The 17,528-nt window shown below is 36.9% G+C and carries 13 protein-coding genes, 1 pseudogene and 1 other annotated feature; of the genes and pseudogenes, 7 read left to right on the top strand and 7 right to left on the bottom strand.

What is annotated here, in order from left to right; genetic code table 11:
- Positions 1 to 17: 17 nt before the first annotated feature.
- From MRZ08_RS05520 to MRZ08_RS05495, 6 genes are all read left to right on the top strand, one after another.
- Positions 18 to 1,397 (top strand): sodium:alanine symporter family protein, encoded by a 1,380-nt coding sequence (locus MRZ08_RS05520; RefSeq protein ID WP_297380279.1) that lies wholly within the window; start codon positions 18 to 20, stop codon positions 1,395 to 1,397.
- A gap of 243 nt (positions 1,398 to 1,640) precedes the next feature.
- Positions 1,641 to 2,891, top strand: a complete 1,251-nt coding sequence (gene tyrS, locus MRZ08_RS05515; RefSeq protein ID WP_297380276.1) for a tyrosine--tRNA ligase — start codon at positions 1,641 to 1,643, stop codon at positions 2,889 to 2,891.
- A 71-nt stretch (positions 2,892 to 2,962) separates the two neighbouring features.
- The gene (locus tag MRZ08_RS05510) at positions 2,963 to 3,574 is read left to right on the top strand and encodes a sugar O-acetyltransferase (RefSeq protein ID WP_297380274.1); all 612 of its coding nucleotides are present in this window, start codon (positions 2,963 to 2,965) and stop codon (positions 3,572 to 3,574) included.
- A 204-nt stretch (positions 3,575 to 3,778) separates the two neighbouring features.
- The gene (locus MRZ08_RS05505) at positions 3,779 to 4,978 is read left to right on the top strand and encodes a metalloregulator ArsR/SmtB family transcription factor (protein ID WP_297380271.1); all 1,200 of its coding nucleotides are present in this window, start codon (positions 3,779 to 3,781) and stop codon (positions 4,976 to 4,978) included.
- Positions 4,962 to 6,830, top strand: a complete 1,869-nt coding sequence (locus MRZ08_RS05500; RefSeq protein ID WP_297380268.1) for an ABC transporter ATP-binding protein — start codon at positions 4,962 to 4,964, stop codon at positions 6,828 to 6,830. Before MRZ08_RS05505 ends, MRZ08_RS05500 begins: the two co-directional genes overlap by 17 nt.
- Positions 6,820 to 8,586 (top strand): ABC transporter ATP-binding protein, encoded by a 1,767-nt coding sequence (locus tag MRZ08_RS05495; protein ID WP_297380265.1) that lies wholly within the window; start codon positions 6,820 to 6,822, stop codon positions 8,584 to 8,586. Before MRZ08_RS05500 ends, MRZ08_RS05495 begins: the two co-directional genes overlap by 11 nt.
- Before the next feature lie 391 nt (positions 8,587 to 8,977).
- Here MRZ08_RS05495 and MRZ08_RS05490 read toward each other — a convergent pair whose 3' ends face one another.
- The 7 genes and pseudogenes from MRZ08_RS05490 to MRZ08_RS05460 all read right to left on the bottom strand — a co-directional run bounded on the left by MRZ08_RS05490 (position 8,978) and on the right by MRZ08_RS05460 (position 16,150).
- Complete coding sequence (locus MRZ08_RS05490) at positions 8,978 to 9,265, bottom strand: hypothetical protein (protein WP_297380262.1); 288 nt, start codon at positions 9,263 to 9,265, stop codon at positions 8,978 to 8,980.
- Between the two features lie 108 nt (positions 9,266 to 9,373).
- Positions 9,374 to 10,351 (bottom strand): DUF1002 domain-containing protein, encoded by a 978-nt coding sequence (locus MRZ08_RS05485; RefSeq protein ID WP_297380259.1) that lies wholly within the window; start codon positions 10,349 to 10,351, stop codon positions 9,374 to 9,376.
- An 8-nt stretch (positions 10,352 to 10,359) separates the two neighbouring features.
- The gene (locus tag MRZ08_RS05480) at positions 10,360 to 11,148 is read right to left on the bottom strand and encodes an Mrp/NBP35 family ATP-binding protein (protein WP_297380257.1); all 789 of its coding nucleotides are present in this window, start codon (positions 11,146 to 11,148) and stop codon (positions 10,360 to 10,362) included.
- Between the two features lie 140 nt (positions 11,149 to 11,288).
- Entirely contained in the window at positions 11,289 to 12,290 is a 1,002-nt protein-coding gene (locus MRZ08_RS05475; RefSeq protein WP_297380254.1) for a PTS sugar transporter subunit IIC, read from the bottom strand.
- A 324-nt stretch (positions 12,291 to 12,614) separates the two neighbouring features.
- Positions 12,615 to 14,807, bottom strand: a complete 2,193-nt coding sequence (locus MRZ08_RS05470; protein ID WP_297380251.1) for a hypothetical protein — start codon at positions 14,805 to 14,807, stop codon at positions 12,615 to 12,617.
- A 154-nt stretch (positions 14,808 to 14,961) separates the two neighbouring features.
- Positions 14,962 to 15,498, bottom strand: a pseudogene (locus tag MRZ08_RS05465) (transposase); the annotation flags it as partial.
- Between the two features lie 151 nt (positions 15,499 to 15,649).
- Positions 15,650 to 16,150: a transcription repressor NadR gene (locus MRZ08_RS05460; protein ID WP_297380248.1), complete on the bottom strand. Its 501-nt coding sequence runs from the start codon at positions 16,148 to 16,150 to the stop codon at positions 15,650 to 15,652.
- Between the two features lie 68 nt (positions 16,151 to 16,218).
- Positions 16,219 to 16,449: a binding site (T-box leader), on the top strand.
- Between the two features lie 63 nt (positions 16,450 to 16,512).
- Here MRZ08_RS05460 and MRZ08_RS05455 point away from each other — a divergent pair.
- Positions 16,513 to 17,528 (top strand): transporter substrate-binding domain-containing protein (locus tag MRZ08_RS05455; protein WP_297380246.1); only part of this gene is annotated, 1,016 nt, incomplete at its 3' end.

Genomic DNA, 17,528 nt, shown 5'->3' with positions numbered 1-17,528 from the left:
ATACAAAAGGAGGAAAAATGGATTTTATATTACGAGCAGCTGACTTTATGTGGGCAAACGTTATAGGATATGTGCTTTTGGCAGTAGGACTCTACTATTCCATAAGACTAGGCTTTCCACAATTTAGACATGCACGCTTAATCAAAAAAGTTATCAAGAAGAATCTTAAGACAAGTGACGGAGTAAGTGGATTTGCAGCCCTTGCAACAGCAGTCGGAGGACAGGTTGGAACAGGCTCACTTGTAGGAGTGGCTACAGCCATAAGCTTGGGTGGACCTGGAGCTGTATTTTGGATGTGGATTACAGCACTTTTGGGTATGGTAATCACATTTGCAGAAACTGTCCTAGGACAAATCTACAGGGTAAAGATAGAAGACGGTTCCTACAGGGGAGGACCAAGCTATTATGTGCAATTCGGTCTTAAATCTAGGTTTATGGGAATAATCACAGCTTTCTTTTACATATTGGGAGTTGGTCTTTGTATAGCCTTTATGCAATCAAACTCAATTAGCCAGGCCTTTACAGGAGTTGTTAACCTAAACCCAATTATTCCTGGAATTGCCGTTACCATAGCTGCCTTTATCATCACCATCGGTGGAGTTAAAAGACTTACTGACTTTTCATCAAAGGTCGTTCCAGTAATGGCCCTTGCTTATATAATTGTAGTTTTAGTAATTATCATTACTCATATCAGCAAATTTCCAGCTGTTATAGGAATGATTTTTACAAGTGCCTTTAAGCCTCAGGCAGCCCTCGGTGGAATGGTAGGCCACACAGTAATGGGTGCCTTTAGACAAGGTGTTGCTAGAGGACTTTTCTCAAACGATGCTGGAAATGGTATAGCAGGTATAATGCACGCGGCAGCAGACGTAGACCACCCAGCAGAACAAGGATTTCTTGGAATGTTTGGTACCTTTGTTACAACAATCATAATCTGCTCCCTATCAGCCTTCGCCCTACTTCTAACAGGAGTTGTAGGCAATCCTGATAGTGGTGTAGGAATCAATCTAGTCCAAGACGCCTTCCAAAGCATCCTGGGAGTTCCTGGCAGATGGCTAGTGTTTTTCGCCATGCTAATGTTTGGCTTTACAACACTAATAGCAGATCTCTTCTATGGTGAGAGCAATGTAAGATTAATATTTAAAGAAAAATACAAAATCCCTCTTTGGATTTATAGGATAATTGCCTTTATCATGTTTTTAGTAGCAACTCAAATGGACCTAGAGCTCGTATGGGGCTTTATCGATGTCTTTGTAGGAATAGTAGTCTTTATCAACGTTATAAGCCTAGTCTTCCTATTTAAAGATGTAAAAGGAATATTAGAGGACTACCAAAAGCAACTTAAAGAAGGAAAAGAAAATCCAGTTTGGAAAAGAGATAAAGAATATCACTTATAAACTGAGGCAGGCCCTAGCTATCTGGGGCTTGCTTTTAAGTTTAAGACCGTGTATACTGTATAAAGAATAAAACTTACAATGAAACCCAGTAGTTATCCTTAGGGATAGCGAATTACACTTCATTTTGTTTAAGACCTGCCTAGAGTCTATCCTAGGCCCTGAGTATAAAAAAAGCTGGTACCGCATTCGTTGCGCTTTTATGCTCTTTTTTTGTACCTAATTTTAAAATAGAAAGGAAAATAAATGAAATTTACTTACGAAAAAGAATACGACAATGTTTTCGATGAGCTTGTAGATCGTGGCTACTACGAACAAGCAACCAACGAGGAAGAACTTAAGAAACTACTAAAGGAAGAATCAGTTAAATTCTACTGTGGATTTGACGCTACAGCAGATTCCCTAACCGTGGGCCACCTTATCCAAATTATGGTAATGATGCGTATGCAAAACTACGGCCACAGACCTGTTGCCCTTCTTGGTGGAGGAACTACCCTAATAGGAGACCCTTCAGGAAGAAGCGATATGAGAAAGGTCATGACAGAAGAGATGATCGATCACAATGCAGAATGCTTCTACAGTCAATTCCAAAGATTCTTAGACTTCTCCGATGGTGGAGCTACTATGTTAAACAACAAAGACTGGCTCCTTGACCTAAACTTCGTGGATTTTCTAAGAGATGTAGGAAGCGAGTTCTTGGTTAATGAAATGATCAAAAAGGATGCCTACAAGAACAGAATGGCAGCAGGTGGTCTTACATTTTTCGAATTCTCCTACATGCTACTCCAATCTTACGACTTCCTTAAGATGTACAGGGAAGATGGGGTCAAGCTTGAAATGGGAGGATCTGACCAATGGTCCAACATCATAGGTGGAGTTGACCTAATCAAAAAGCACGAAGACGGCCAAGCTTACGGTATGACCTTCTCCCTCCTTACAACTGCAGATGGAGTGAAGATGGGCAAATCTCAAAAGGGAGCTGTATGGCTTGATGAAAAGAAGACCAGCCCATACGAAATGTACCAATACATGAGAAATGTGGATGATAGGGACGTAGAGAAATTCCTCCTCCAACTTACCTTCCTTCCAACCGAAGAATGCAGAAGGCTTGGATCTGCGAAAGACGCAGCTGATATCAACAAGGCCAAAGAAATTCTAGCCTACGAGGTAGTAAAACTCGTTCATGGCAAGGAAAAAGCAGACGAGGCAATCGCTGCAGCTAAGGCCCTCTTTACCGGAAAAGGCGACGAAAGTGCAATGCCAACAACACAAATTGCAAAATCTGACCTACCAAAGGGACTTCTAATCCTAATGACTGAAACAGGCCTAACCAAGTCAAATGGTGAAGCAAGAAGAATCATCAAGCAAGGTGGTGTTTCCATCAATGATGAGAAAGTAACAGATCCAAGTATAGAAGTCACAGAAGATCTCTTCGAGGACGGAAGAATAATAATCAAAAAGGGTAAGAAAAACTTCCACAAAGTTGAACTTGCCTAGATAAGAGCAGGCCTTAGGTCTGCTTTTTTAATAAGATAAGAACTGAAATATTTTATAAATAAAGGATAAAAATGACAGAAAAAGAAAAAATGCTTAAAGGCAAGCTCTATGACGCAAATTATAACAGAAAGCTTGCGGCAGAAAGATTAAAGGCCAAGGACCTTTGCTTTAAATACAATACGACCCTTCCCTCAGATGAGGATAAATTAAGAAAAATTATCGGTGAACTTAAGATCAAAACTAAGGGAAATTTCTACCTTACCCCTCCCTTTTATTGTGACTATGGCTACAATATATCTGTTGGAGAGAATTTCTACGCCAATCACAATCTAATAATACTCGACGGTAACAAGGTGACATTTGGCGACAATGTCTTTATCGCTACATCTTGCACCTTTTCGACAGCAGGCCATCCTATCGATAAGGAAAGGAGAAATGAAGGGCTCGAATACGCCCATCCTATCACGGTTGGCGATGATGTCTGGTTTGGGGCTAATGTCACAGTCCTTCCTGGAGTTAAGATTGGCTCAAATGTGGTTATAGGAGCAGGAAGCCTTGTAAACAAAGACATACCAGATGGCTCTCTCGCCTTCGGCAATCCTTGTAAAGTAGTTAGGAAAATTACAGAGAAAGATAGGGAAAATCTATGGGAATATAAGGAAAATCCTGGCTTAGAAGTATAATTTTCAAAAGAAAATTAAAATAGAATCATAATTATATCGACATCTGATGGAAGATAAGAGTAGCTTAGGCTGCTCTTTTTTATTAGATTAATATCGAACATTAACCTATTGATATTAGATAGTAATTGATCTATAATTAAATTAATCAAATATATTTCTAATCTATTTATTATACTTAGATATAAATCTAATAAAGGAGTCAGCATGAAAGATACTTCAAAGAAATTTAAGCTAATAAGAAAGCCCCTTCTCGTAAATGAGGCAGGTCTTGTCATCTATTACTATACAAATTGGCTAGCCGCCTCAAACAAAGGCCAATACAGCTTTGATGTCGCCTATCCCGGCTTTACTTTCTCAAAAGATTGGATGCTTATCTCTATCGAGGATGTCTTTTCTTCCGAAAAGGCTTATGTTGATTTTATAAAGAAGGTTAAGACTGAGGCCTTTCCCTACTTAGAAGACTTCTTCACTGGACAAAATTCAGATATACTAAATCTTTTTTATATCTTTACCGAAAATGACGAGAATTATCTGCCCTTTTTTGCAGGGATCTTCCAAAATCTCAATATTTTTGACCTAGAAGAATTGACCTATGAACGTTTTAAGGAAGTTTATGATTTTTGCTTCCTAAAATGTATGGGAGTTGAGATAAGCGATGAGAATCATAAGGATTTAAAGAGTCTAATCGATTCTAAAAAGAAGCTTCTTAAAAGAGATTTTCCATATCTTTTGTCTAAGCTTCCCTATAGGGATGAGCTTTCTATGGAACTTGTAAGATCTTCTACAAATACTAGATCCATCTACGATAGGCTCGTGCCTCTGCTTAATAAGCTTTGCGAGATAATAAAGAAAAATCTCCCCTTGATTGAGGGCGACCTCAATGAGCATTTTGACCATCTGGAAGAAGATAACTTCAAGATTTTAAGAGATCTCAGTGATCAAGTAGGTATAAATCCTCTTCTAAATAAAATAGAGTCTCACCTTAATGTTTATAGTCTTATCATAGCTCCTAATATGGAAATGATTCAATATATGTCAGAAGATAACGACTTTGCCTTCATAAAGTTTGGTATCTTTGCAGATAAGGAGAAGAAAAACGTAGGGAAGCTAAAACTTTTAAGCCAGTATCTAAAGGTTTTGGGAGATCCTACCAGGATTGATATCCTCGATTTACTTATGGAAAAGTCCTATTATTCCAAGGAGCTTTCCGATAGGCTTTTCATTACCCCTGCCACCCTCTCCTACCACCTAAGTCAGCTCCATGTTTGTGGCTTTGTAGGTGCTTATATAGAGGGTAGGAGGACTTATTACTATTTGAGAAAGCCTGGCTTTAAGAAAATTATAGATGACCTTAATGATTTTTGTAAAAATATAAGGGAGGAAAATCATGACAGCAAGGAATGAAAATCTAAGAGAAAATCTCGCCCAAAACTTAAATTCAGAAGAGAGGATAAAGGCCTATTTGAGGAGAAACAAGTTATCTAATTTCAAACTTTTACGCATAGCCTATGCCCCCTTCAAGGATAACTTAAAGATTAAACTTTCCTTACTGATCTATCCTTTTGTAAATGGACTGATACCTATCTTACAAGCCTTTATAATGTATTATTTGGTAGATCTTATAAATAAAGGTAGCAATCTTAGGACTATGATTCTTACAATCACAGCCTATAGCCTTGTAATTTTCGCCTTTTCTTTGATTTCTATGCAAATCGAACGTAAAACTTATCCAACCTATATGGATACTAGGCTTAATTTCTTTGTAGAGGCTACCGGAACTATAATGAAAATGGACTATGGTCTTGGGGAAAATTCCCTTTTTATGGGAGAATTTACTAGAGGCTTTGAGCCCTTTTCTAACAACAGCCAGGGTCTTGAGGGGATTTATCACGATATGTATCCCCTCCTTTCAAGCATAGTTTCCTTTGTCGTAATTTCAGTAATTATGGCAAGGCTTAATCCCCTAATCTGTGTCTTTGCCCTAGTTTCTATCCTAGTCCAACTTGTAGTTAGAAACTATACTGATAAATATAGGCACGAGCATACAGGAGAGCTTAACAAGGTAAGGAGAAAGACTTCTTCTTTTTATAGTGAAGCTAGCGACTTTCGCTTTGCCAAGGATATTAGGATTTTCTCCTTCAAGGAAAGATTTATCGAAGGATTTAATCCCCTAGTAGCTGATGTAGTAAGAATTTCTAGAGTTTTCATCAAACCTGAGATACTCTTATCTCCTATCCTTGCCATAGCCATGGTTGGGATAGAGGCAATTTGTTATTATTTCTTGACTGGAAAAATCATCTCTCATGAGATAAGTCTCAAGGATCTTACCCTAATGATTACTTCCGTGGCAATTCTAAGCAAGGTATCCCTTGCCCTTGTGACAAATCTAGCCCAAACCAGGGCCAATCTCATGTATGTAGGAGACGGCTTTGATATGATAAGAGATGACTTAGAGTCAACTTGTGGAGATAAGAAGCTTAGAGGTCCTTTGGCAATAGAATTTAGAAATGTGTCCTTTTCTTACCCTCTTTCTAGTAAAAAGGTCCTAGATGATCTCTCCTTTAGCATTAAAGAAAAAGAGAAAGTCGCCATAGTTGGGGTAAATGGAGCTGGCAAGTCTACCATAGTTTCCCTAATCCTGGGTCTATATAAGCCGACTGAAGGTGAGATTTTAATAAATGGGATAAATGCCGATGAGCTTGACCTTAAGGAAAGATTTAAAGCCTTCGCCACAGTCCTTCAAAATGTAGAGCCTCTTTCCGTATCTATTGCAGAAAATGTGGCAGGGACTGATAAGAATATCGATAGGAAAAAAGTAATAGAAGCGATAAATAAGGCGGGCCTTTCCTACAAGCTCGACCAGCTTCCTAAGGGCATAGACACCGAAATGACTAGAAATATCCACGAGGATGGAACACTATTTTCTGGAGGAGAAAACCAAAAGCTTGCCATAGCCCGTTCTATTTATAGGACAGATGCCAAAGCCCTTATCATGGATGAGCCAACAGCTGCCCTCGATGCACTAGCCGAGGAGAAAATCTACAGGGACTTAGAAAAGATAAGCGAGGGAAAGACCCTGATTTTTATCTCCCACAGGCTAGCTTCAACCAGATTCTGCGATAAAATTATGCTTCTCGATGGCGGAAAGATAAGAGAAATCGGCAGTCATGAAGAGCTCTTAGCTAAAAACGGACTCTATAAAGAAATGTACGAATCTCAAAGAAAATACTACAAGGAGGAAGCTAATGAAAAATAAATTTAAAGCCCTATGGCTATTTGCCAAAATCATTGGGAGAAATGATCCCATCTATCTAATAATTATCCTCCTCAACGCCCTAATTAATTCGGCAAAGAGCCTGGTAGATATCTTTGTGCCAATGATTTTTATCAATCAAATCACCAATCCCAGACCTATCCCAGATTTTGCAAGGCTTGTAAGCTTCTTAGTTCTAGGAAAAATCCTCCTAGAGATAGTTGCCAGGGTATCTAGCAGGGAAGAATTTGTAAGACGCCAGGGAATAAATGACTACCTAACCTTTGAGCTTGCCAAAAAAGCCATGGACCTATCTTACGAAAATATAGAAAATCCTCACACCCTAGACCTAAAGGAAAAGGCCAATGCAGCCATCAATATGGGATCAATACATAATCTCTTGTGGTGTCTTAGAGAAATAATAACAAGTATTTCAACCATGCTTGCTACAGCAATAATTATAATAAATTTCTCCCCTTACCTAGTTGCTTTTTCTATAGGAATTTCTTTACTGATAATTGTAACGAGCTTCAAAGAATCTGCCTATACCAGAAAATTTGACTTAGAAATTGTAGATATAAATAGGAGATTCTCCTACTATTTCTCCCTTATGGGTGGACCTCATTATCAAAAAGAAATAAGAGTCTATGACCTAGGAGACTTGATAAACTCAAAGGTCACAGGCTACCTTAGAAAGATGCTTAATGAATTTAACAAGAGATATGCCTATGAGGCAAACATGAGTGCTATCAAAATATTTTTAGAAACTATCCTAAGATTTATCTCCTACACCTATGTGGCAATGAGGACCCTATCAGCATCCTATGGTCCACAGATTACTTTCGGCGAGTTTTCACTAATAATTTCAGCTAACGAAAACTTTATGAAGGCCTTCCAGGACATGTTTACCGAAACAGGCGACTTTATCCTAAGCCTTGCCAACCTCATCCCCCTTTATGATTTTATAAATCTAGAAGGCTCTAGTGAAATAAAAAATAAAAAGGCAGGGGATTTCGAAAGCCTTGAGTTTAGAAATGTAAGCTTTGCCTATCCAGGAAGTGACAGGCAAATCCTCGATGATATTTCATTTACGATAAAAAAGGGCGAGAAAATCTCCATAGTTGGAGTAAATAACGCCGGAAAGACTACCCTAGTAAAGTTAATAACAAGATTTTATGAAATAAATAAGGGAGAGATCCTCTACAATGGAGAAAATATCAAAGATATCGATAAGAAGTCTCTCTATAGAAAAGTGTCTGCCGTTTTTCAGGATTTTTCCATCATGCCTTTTACAATCAAGGAAAATATAATAGGAAATAAGGCTTACAAGAAGGAAAAAACAGACGAAATTCTAAAAGAGCTAGGTCTCGATAGAAAGATAGCTGATTTAGAATATGGCCTTGATACCTATATGAATAAGGACATCTACGAAAAAGCAACTGACCTATCCCTAGGTCAAAAGCAAAAGCTTGCCATAGCTAGGTGCCTTTACCAAGATCCCGACCTAATCATCCTAGATGAGCCGACAGCAAGCCTTGATCCCTTAGCAGAAGCTAAAATCTACGAGGAATTTAACGATATGACTAAGGGTAAGACTGTAATATTCATCTCCCACAGGATGAGCTCGTCAAGATTCACCGACAAAATCCTCCTCCTAGACGAAGGAAAAATAGCAGCCTACGACACCCACGAAAATCTAATGCAATACGACAACACCTACTCCAAACTATTTAAATCCCAGGCTAAATACTACCAATAAAAAACCACAAGCAATAGAGGCTGTTGCAGAATGAATAAATCGTACTATTATAGTTAAAAGAAGCTAAAAGGAAAGTCTCGATAAGCCGAAGTGCTAATAGCCTCCATCAGCCGGCAGGCAGCCTCAATCAGCCGGCAGGCATTCCTTGACCTACCGGCTATGAGAGGTAAATTTCCTAAGAGAGTCTCAATGAGCCGACGGGCTTGTCTCTAACGATGGTACGATGATTATTCATATTTATTAAGGATTTAAAGAGGGTAGCTTTTTATACAGGAATTTTTTTAATTTTAGAACGGGGATATTTATAAAACTAAACGATTTGACAAATATCAAAAATACCCTCTAGAAATCACAAGCTAGAGGGTACTTATATTAAGTTAAAAATAATTTTCTATCCTAAAATATATAATATAAACAAAATACTTCCTACTAAAACTATTGTTGAAGCAGTAGCTAATAAAAATATTGGTATAGCCTTATCATAGGAGATTGGTTCAAAGGATTTATCATTTGTTTTGTAATAGAATATAGTTTCAAAAGTACTTTGTACAAGTAAAACTAAGAATATATACCGAATTTTAAGACTTGAACTCATAAACTTAATTGCTAGAGCGAAGGCTAAAAATTCAATTAAATTATAAAAGTATATCCATTTTATGCTTATTTTTTTAACTTTCATAAATTCTCCTTAAAAACATATTTATTAACAATTTTAAATTCGAGCAAGTTAAATTCTAATACTCCTAGATTCGAAAGGAGCGATCTGTGACCGCTCCCTAAGTTTTATTTAATTTTCACTAGATCCATCTTCATTTGAGCCATTAAAGGCATTTGTTATAGATTCAAATACCGATCTAAAGAATTCTACTATGGAATCCCATAGGCCGCTGTCTTTTACGTCTGTGGCTACCTTGTCTATATTATCCTTATTGTCTTCGTAGAACTTGCCGGCCTTACTTGTAATATCTCCTGCAAGTTTTGTGAGATTCTCCCTAACTTCGGCACTATCTATGGCGGAAGTTGTTTGGTAGTTTTCAAAATAATTTACTAGGATTTGGATATTATTATTTGACAATACATTGTCCATATTTACATTATTTAGGGCATCCTTGATGTAAATTGCTATCTGATCTGCGGATGCATTTTCCCCATTTTCTTTCTTGTAGTCGCTAAGTTTTTGTTTTACTTCAATCACAACAGTATCGAGCTTGTCTGTATCGAAGTTTTCTTTTCCTTGGTTTTCTTTAGCAACTTCGCTTACTGTCTCAAGTTCTTCTTGGGCAGTTTGAGTCCTTTGAGTATCAAGGTCGACTCCTCGCATTTCTTCAGACTTATAGACTCCAACTAAGGCTGACTCGCCAGTAACAGGTCTTGGGCTTGCTACTACAATGTCTGCATCGCTTATGCCTGCTGTTATGGCAGCATTAGTATATTGACCTTCTGTGATCTCTGTAATGTTAGCTGGTGTCTTAATCTTAACAGAGATTCCCTTATCCTTGGTAGATCTTTTGACTAGGACTGAAGATATCATATTAGAATCTGCTGTTGAATATCCTAGATATTTTTCAAGATCACTTCCATCGACATAGGAAATATTAGAATCTTCCTTAACTCCCATAGACTTATTTACTGTAGCCTTCTCATCTTCTGTAAGGGCTACTCCGTAGATTACATCATCCTTGTTGGGATCAAAGTCACTTGCCATAGCAAGATGTGGGAGAAGGATTATAAGGGACATCATCCCTGCTAGAATTTTCTTAAACATATTATTACCTATAGATTTTCAATCTTTTCTATAATTGGACTTAACTCTTTCATATCTATATCTTCAGCAAGACCTGAGTCGATTTTCTCTGCTATTTGTGGGTCAATTGGAAGCTTGGCAAGGGTGTCTATGTCGTATTTTTCTGCCACTTCTCCTAGCCTACTCTTTCCAAATATCTCGTGCTTACTTCCACAATCAGGACATTCGAAGTAGGACATATTTTCAACCATACCTATGACTTTCTTGCCCATCATCTTGGCCATCTTGATAGATTTTTCTACTACCATCTCTACCAAGCCTTGTGGAGTCGCTACTGCAACTACTCCGTCTATTGGTAGGGATTGGAAGACTGTGAGTGGTACGTCAGCAGTTCCTGGAGGCATATCCACTATCATGTAATCAATCTCGCCCCAATCCACATCTGTATAGAATTGTTTTAGGACGTTGGTTACGATTGATGATCTCCAAACAACTGGGTCAGTCTTCTCGCGTAAAATCATATTTACTGAAATTAGCTTGATACCATCACGAGTGATAGCTGGATACATTAGTCCTTCCTTGGTTCCCCTAACTGGCTCATCTATACCAAAGGCTTCTGCCATAGAAGGACCTGTAATATCAGCATCAAATACTGCTACTTTGTAGCCTTTCTTGTTAAGGCTTGAGGCAAGAAGGGATGAAACTGAAGACTTGCCAACTCCTCCCTTACCACTCATTACAGCTATGACCTTCTTTACAGAAGAGCCCTCGTGAAGCTTGATTTTGAATTTATCTAAATTTATATTTTTCTTTTGCATATAATCTCCTTTTCTTAGCATCTGATATTTCCTCAGATGTAGGATTATTATACTTTTAAATTATCATATGTTAAGTTAAATAAATTCACTATTATTAATCAAAGCCATACTTGAACTAAAGTTCATAAGGAAAATATTAATTAAAAATCAATCTTCATATCTCCGTCCTTGATCAGCCCCTTATTCTTCATTAGCCTATAAATTGTATAAGAAAGGATGGCTGGAAGGATTATGTGAAGGAGAATCACCTTAAATATCGCACTAATTCCCATGGCATTAATCGTTCCGATTTGTCCTACCAGACCACTTGTACCCATTCCTGAGCCTAGGGGAGTGTTTTTCATCTTAAAAACTAAAGTTCCGATTGGAGCAATTATGGCGCTTGCAAGGGTTGGTGGAAGCCAAATCCAAGGGTTCTTGATTATATTTGGCACTTGGAACATACTGGTCCCAAGCCCTTGGGCGAGAAGTCCTTCCAAGCCATTATCCTTGTAGGAAATTACAGCAAATCCTATCATTTGAGCACAACAACCGACTGTAGCCGCTCCTCCTGCAAGGCCTTCTAGACTAAGCATCATACAAATCGCCGCAGATGAAATCGGTAGAGTAAGGGCCATACCGATAGTAACCGCTACAACAATTCCCATAAAAAATGGTCTAAGCTCGGTCGCCTTCATGATAAATAAGCCGATAGCCTTCATAAAGCTAGCTACATAAGGCCCTATAAAATCACCCACCAAGAGTCCCACAATAATCGTAATGCTGGGAGTGATGATTATATCAAGCTTGGTAGATTTTGAGACAAGCTTACCAAATTCAACTCCAAAAATCGTCGCAATGAAAACTCCCACAGGACCTCCCAGCTCATAGGCCCCGAGTCCTACAATAGTAGAAGCAAAAAGGACAAGCTTGGGCGCATTAAGACTTGCGGCAATAGCAACTGCAATGGCTGCTCCACTGGCAGAGTTTGCCAAAGGCCATAGCCTTTCTGATAGGTATCTAATATGTAAGCTTTGTCCTAGGCTATTTAGGATAGTTCCAACTAAGAGGGAAGCAAACAAACCAAAGGCCATAGCTCCCAAAGCATCAATAAAATAAGTTCTCCAGGATAAATTTATCCCCTTTTTTCTTAAAAATTCCATAAAATCCTCCAAAATATTTTCAAATAATATTGTAACACAAATTTATTCCATTGTATATACAGTGGCAAATATTTTAGAGTTTTGTATTATTTTTAGACTCTTACTAATTTGTAATTATTAGCATATAAGTTAAGTATAATAAGCTAAATCATATTGTTTTTGTTTATCCTATATTAATTCAAGTACCAAGGTAAAGTATTGCTCTATCTAAATTAACTCTTTTATGGTAAGATCACTGTAAGCCATTCTGATACTCCTTAAAGTTTTTTCGTGTAATTTAAGTGTATCATAAATGGCTTTTTAGTTCACTTAAAAGTGTATAGCTTAATTTTTACTATCCAAGTATTTAAAATCATTGTTCATTTTTATCATAATTTTTCTTGCTATTTTCATTACCTCTACATTTTCTTCGAGATTTTTTATATGTTTTTCATTGTCGCTTTTCTCTTTACTTTCCAAACTCTCCCTTTTTAATCTTAAATCTACTAGATTCTTTTCAATCTCTGTAATACTTTCAGTATATTTTTCTAATACTTTAATAGAAAATTCAAAAGCCTTATCATCAACTAAGAATATTTCTCTAAGAGAAGTTAGTAATTTTGCTGCTTCGATAATAGCACTTTTCTTCCCCTGAACTACCACTGCAGCGATAGCTCCAGTAAATCCAAAACCTAGAAATCTTATTGCCACAATACCATATGTTACAGGTAAGTTATTAATATCTAGCTTAAAAAACAGGTTAAGATTTCTTATTTGTTTATTATATGATTTTCTAAGTCGGTCTACATAACCCTCTTCGCAATACATCCCCGTAAATTGTTCATTTAAAAACAGACTTGCTTTTTCTTTATTAAATCTATTTATAGGCTTATTCAATGAATTGTAGCGTTTTGACAAGGCGTACTTATCTTTTTTATTCTTTACAGCTTTTAAGGGATAATATGGTTCAAAAAGCATTGATTCTAATAGAACTAACCTAAACCAAGCTTTAGTAGGATTTTGTTTGATGATTTTTTCTTCTAATTCGTCCTGAGAATACCAATTCATCACTGCTCCAGGTACTTGAGTAAAAGTTTCGAATTTTTTTGTTATAATTTGTTTCCACTCAGCTAGCCATTTAATTTTCAAATCAAAAGCCTTACCCCTGGCCATAAAATTATCGGTATTTTCTATATCATTTAAGACTATTAAATATTCAATATTAAATAAAATTTCAGCTTGTTCAAGGCTTAAACAAAGCTTATTCATATCACCACTTAGCTTTATTCCCATTTCTTGGTTGCTAGGGTTTATAGGAATTTGCCTTTGGATTCTTTCATAGGCAGTCCTTATTTTCTTAAGATTCCTCTTTTTTAAGCCATAGCTCAAATCAGTTGAAATAGCTAGAGCAAACCTACCTACCCCAACATAATTAATTGATAGCCAGTATTTCTGAGTTAAAATTGCTTCTCCTAGGTCGAGGCTAGTAAAAACTCCTGTAGAAATTGCCAACATTCGAGAAATTGTCGGATTATCTACAGGTTTTACTAGGTCCCAATCAATTTTTCTCATATCTTTAAATGACGAAACTTTGACTTCTTTCATAGCAAGGGCTAAGTGTCTTATAAAATAAAATCCTCTAACTATACATTCATTAGCAAGGACAGGAATGGCTTGTTTTCCAAGTTCTAAGGCAATACCAAACTCACCACGCAAGTCAAACTTATATACAGAATCCTTGATTATTTGTCCCTTTTCATCTCTTTTCATCAAGAGTGTACCATTAAATAGTTTTGATAAAAAAACTGAAAGAGACATGTCATCTTGTATATTTATTTTATTAAAAAATGGTAGGACGGAAATCTCTTTTGCCAAGCTAAGGATTGGTCCAGGAATACCTGTGCCACCACTTAATCCTGCAGTCATACTTGATCCAGCCATATCACTTACAAGGTGAAAAAACCAGATAATTGTCCCTTTTATTAATTTGTCCCCAAGGTTTTCTCCAATAAAAGCCTTACTATTTTCAGCAACATCAACAATAATGAACTTACCTTGTGTATTAGTTCCATAGGATTTCCCTGTAAACTGAGTCAACATAGAAAAAGCCAGACCTACAAGGGTTGGATGGTGGGCAAAATCCCTCAAATGGTGCTGAAGAGCTCCGCCAAAATCTGCAATGGCACCGTCAGATGGTATAGGAAATTTTTTCTCTAAAGCCCTAACTGCATCACTCAGATTTTCAAACTTTTTTCCTTCCACTACCTCTGCAGTCTTTTTTACAAAATCATCTACCTTATCACTAGCAATATCACGTCCTCTAGCCAGATCAAAATCTTTAACCCAAAGGATATCAAGCATCCCACAAACAATACCGCTTGATATAGCTATTAAATAATCTAACTTATCAGCCTTACTCCCTAATAAATCAAGTTCACTATCTAAGTCAAAAATAATCTCATCAAGGTCAAACTCTTCTATTTTGTCCTTCTCATCATAAGGTATGAGTTTATATTCTATATCTAAATTATTATCCATATCGTATTAAATTCCTCACTTAATTATTAAAACTATATATGTAAATATTGTTTTTTCAATAATTACTCCACCTAAACACTCAAATCCATAATATTGTGTAAATTTACTAGCACAATATTCACAAATTTCATTCTAATATATAATTTAGAAGATGTTATCCAAAAACCGACGGGCTAGATATTAATCTTATAGCTGAATCTTCATTGGGAAATATCCTGATTACTTCTTCACACCTTCTAACTTCCTCATTTAGTCTTTCTGAGCAATTAGTTGATCTTAATCTGCCCTGAATTACATCATTATCTAAATAGACAAAAGTATCTTCAAATCCTTAATTTAAGGTATTTAACAAGTTTTGAAATTTCTTTTCGCTTTCGAATTTTAAGAATATCTCATCTTTCATTTTTCTTGCTATGTTTATGTCTTAGATTTTAAATAGTGCTTTGATGTCTTTTCTAAATTCTTCGGTGTTTTTCTTTGGTGTTTTTGATAGGATATTTCTTAAGAAATGAACCTGGCATATTTGCCATATTACATTTACGAATGTTTCTTTTATTGCTTTTACTAGACCTTTGTGGGAATTTGATATTATCATTTTAAGTCCAGATGGTCCTCTAGCTTTTAGATATTCAAAGAAATTTGACCATGAGTACTCACTTTCACTAGCACTTAAATCTAAGCCTATGATTTCTCTATTTCCTTTTTCTTTTTACACAATTATACGAACACTATCTAAATTAAATTCAATTTAATATATTTTTAAATAATAGTTATTTTACATAGGTATTTAAAGAAGATAAATAGGGCTTAGGCTTTTTACTAATAAGATTTTCTTATAGGTCCTAGTCTATTAGTATCCCTTTTTCCCTAAGCTTAGCCTCTATACTTTCTTTGGCGAAGTCATTATCCACCCTTATGGTGTGATAGTGGATATTTTCTGTTAGATTTTTTAGAGGAGTTGATTCGTCTATTGATTTGATAAAGACATCTACGCCCTTCCTTGATTTGATATTTAATTCTTTCTTGATAAGTCCATAGGTCTTGTGGTTGATGAAAACATCTAGGATCTCTCCTCCCCTATCTACTATAATATTTAGCTCATCTCCTATTTCCTCGTCCCTGTGGGAGCATTTTATGATGAATTGTATCTTCGAAGACTGACTTAGCCAGTAGCCCTTGTTGTTTGATTTTATCTGATATCCACTCGCCTTAAGGATAGAGATATCCTTGACTATAACCTGACGACTTAGGCCGAATTTCTCTGCTAAGCTTCCTCCAGATATGGGGCTGGTCCTATCTTGTAAGATTCTTATAATTTCTAATTGTCTGTCTTTGATATTCATATTAACCTCTATAACACTTTACCCCAAAAATAAATTTGACATTATATTTTTTTGAGTGTAATATATAAGCAACAACAGTGATAAGAGGAGTAGCCAAAGATTTTAGAATAAAGAGAATCCTAGCTGGTGTGAATGGAGATTTTAAGTTTTGGTGAAAAAAGCCTTTGAGTTTTGTTGGGGATATTTGATCTGACAGCGGGACTTGCCCGTTATAGCAAGAGAGTATGATTGTACTTATTGAGTAGCTTATCGTGAGATGAGCTAAAATTAAGGTGGTAACGCGAATTTTCGTCCTTATTGCTTCCATTTGGAGCAGTAAGGACTTTTATTTTACAATCAAATTTATTAAGAAAGGAATTATTATGAAAAAGCTAGTAAAGATTATCCTTGCACTTATCCTAATCATTACGCCCCTAGGCCAGGTTAATGCAAGCGAAGAAGACACATTCAGAGTAGGCATGGAAGTAAACTACGCTCCCTTTAACTTCTCTGAAGTAAGTGATGAAAATGGAGGCTATCCTGTAGCCAACTCCCCGGGCGAATATGCCAACGGTTATGACGTCCAATTTGCCAAGAAGATCGCCGATGGTCTAGGCAAGAAACTTGAAATCTACAAGATAGAATGGGACGGGCTAATACCTGCCCTAACCAGTGGCAAGATCGATGCAATAGTTGCTGGTATGAGCCCAACTGCTGAAAGGCTCGAGCAAATCGACTTCTCTGTTCCTTACTACCACGCCAAGATGGTTGTAGTTACCCAAAAGGATTCAAAGTACAAGGATGCTAAGTCCATTAATGACTTTGAAGGAGCAAAGATTACCGCCCAACTAGGGACCTTCCACGTAGCTATGATCGATCAGATGGCAGGCGTTAATAAGCAAGAGTCCATGGACTCCTTCCCTACTATGATTGCTGCAGCAAATGCTGGAACAATTGACGGCTATATCTCAGAAGAAGCAGGTGCTGAATCTGCTGTAGCCGCCAACCCAAAGCTTACTTATGTAACATTCGACGAAGCAAATGGCTTTGAGACTAATGATGAGGATACGACAGTAGGAGTGGGGATTGCTAAAAACTCTCCTCTAACAGAAGAAGTGAACAAGGTTCTTTCATCTATGGATATAGAAAAGGAACAAGCGGAGATTATGGGAGTAATGACCAAGCTTACTGCAGATGAGGAAGAAAGTGCAGGCTTTGTCGATGAAGTTAAATCGATTTGGGCAACCTACTCTACTCTTTTCCTAAAGGGTGTGGTAAATACTCTAATCATAGCCATAGTTTCTACAATCCTAGGTTTCCTCTTAGGACTTTTGGTTGCAGTTATTAGGGGAATGGAAGTCAAAAAGACAGACAATGCCTTTACCTACTATCTCCACAA

This window comes from Anaerococcus sp. (genome assembly GCF_022770135.1).
Taxonomy (GTDB): Bacteria; Bacillota; Clostridia; order Tissierellales; family Peptoniphilaceae; genus Anaerococcus.
Note: the sequence above shows the minus strand (reverse complement) of the source record. Positions and strands in the feature narration are given on the sequence as shown.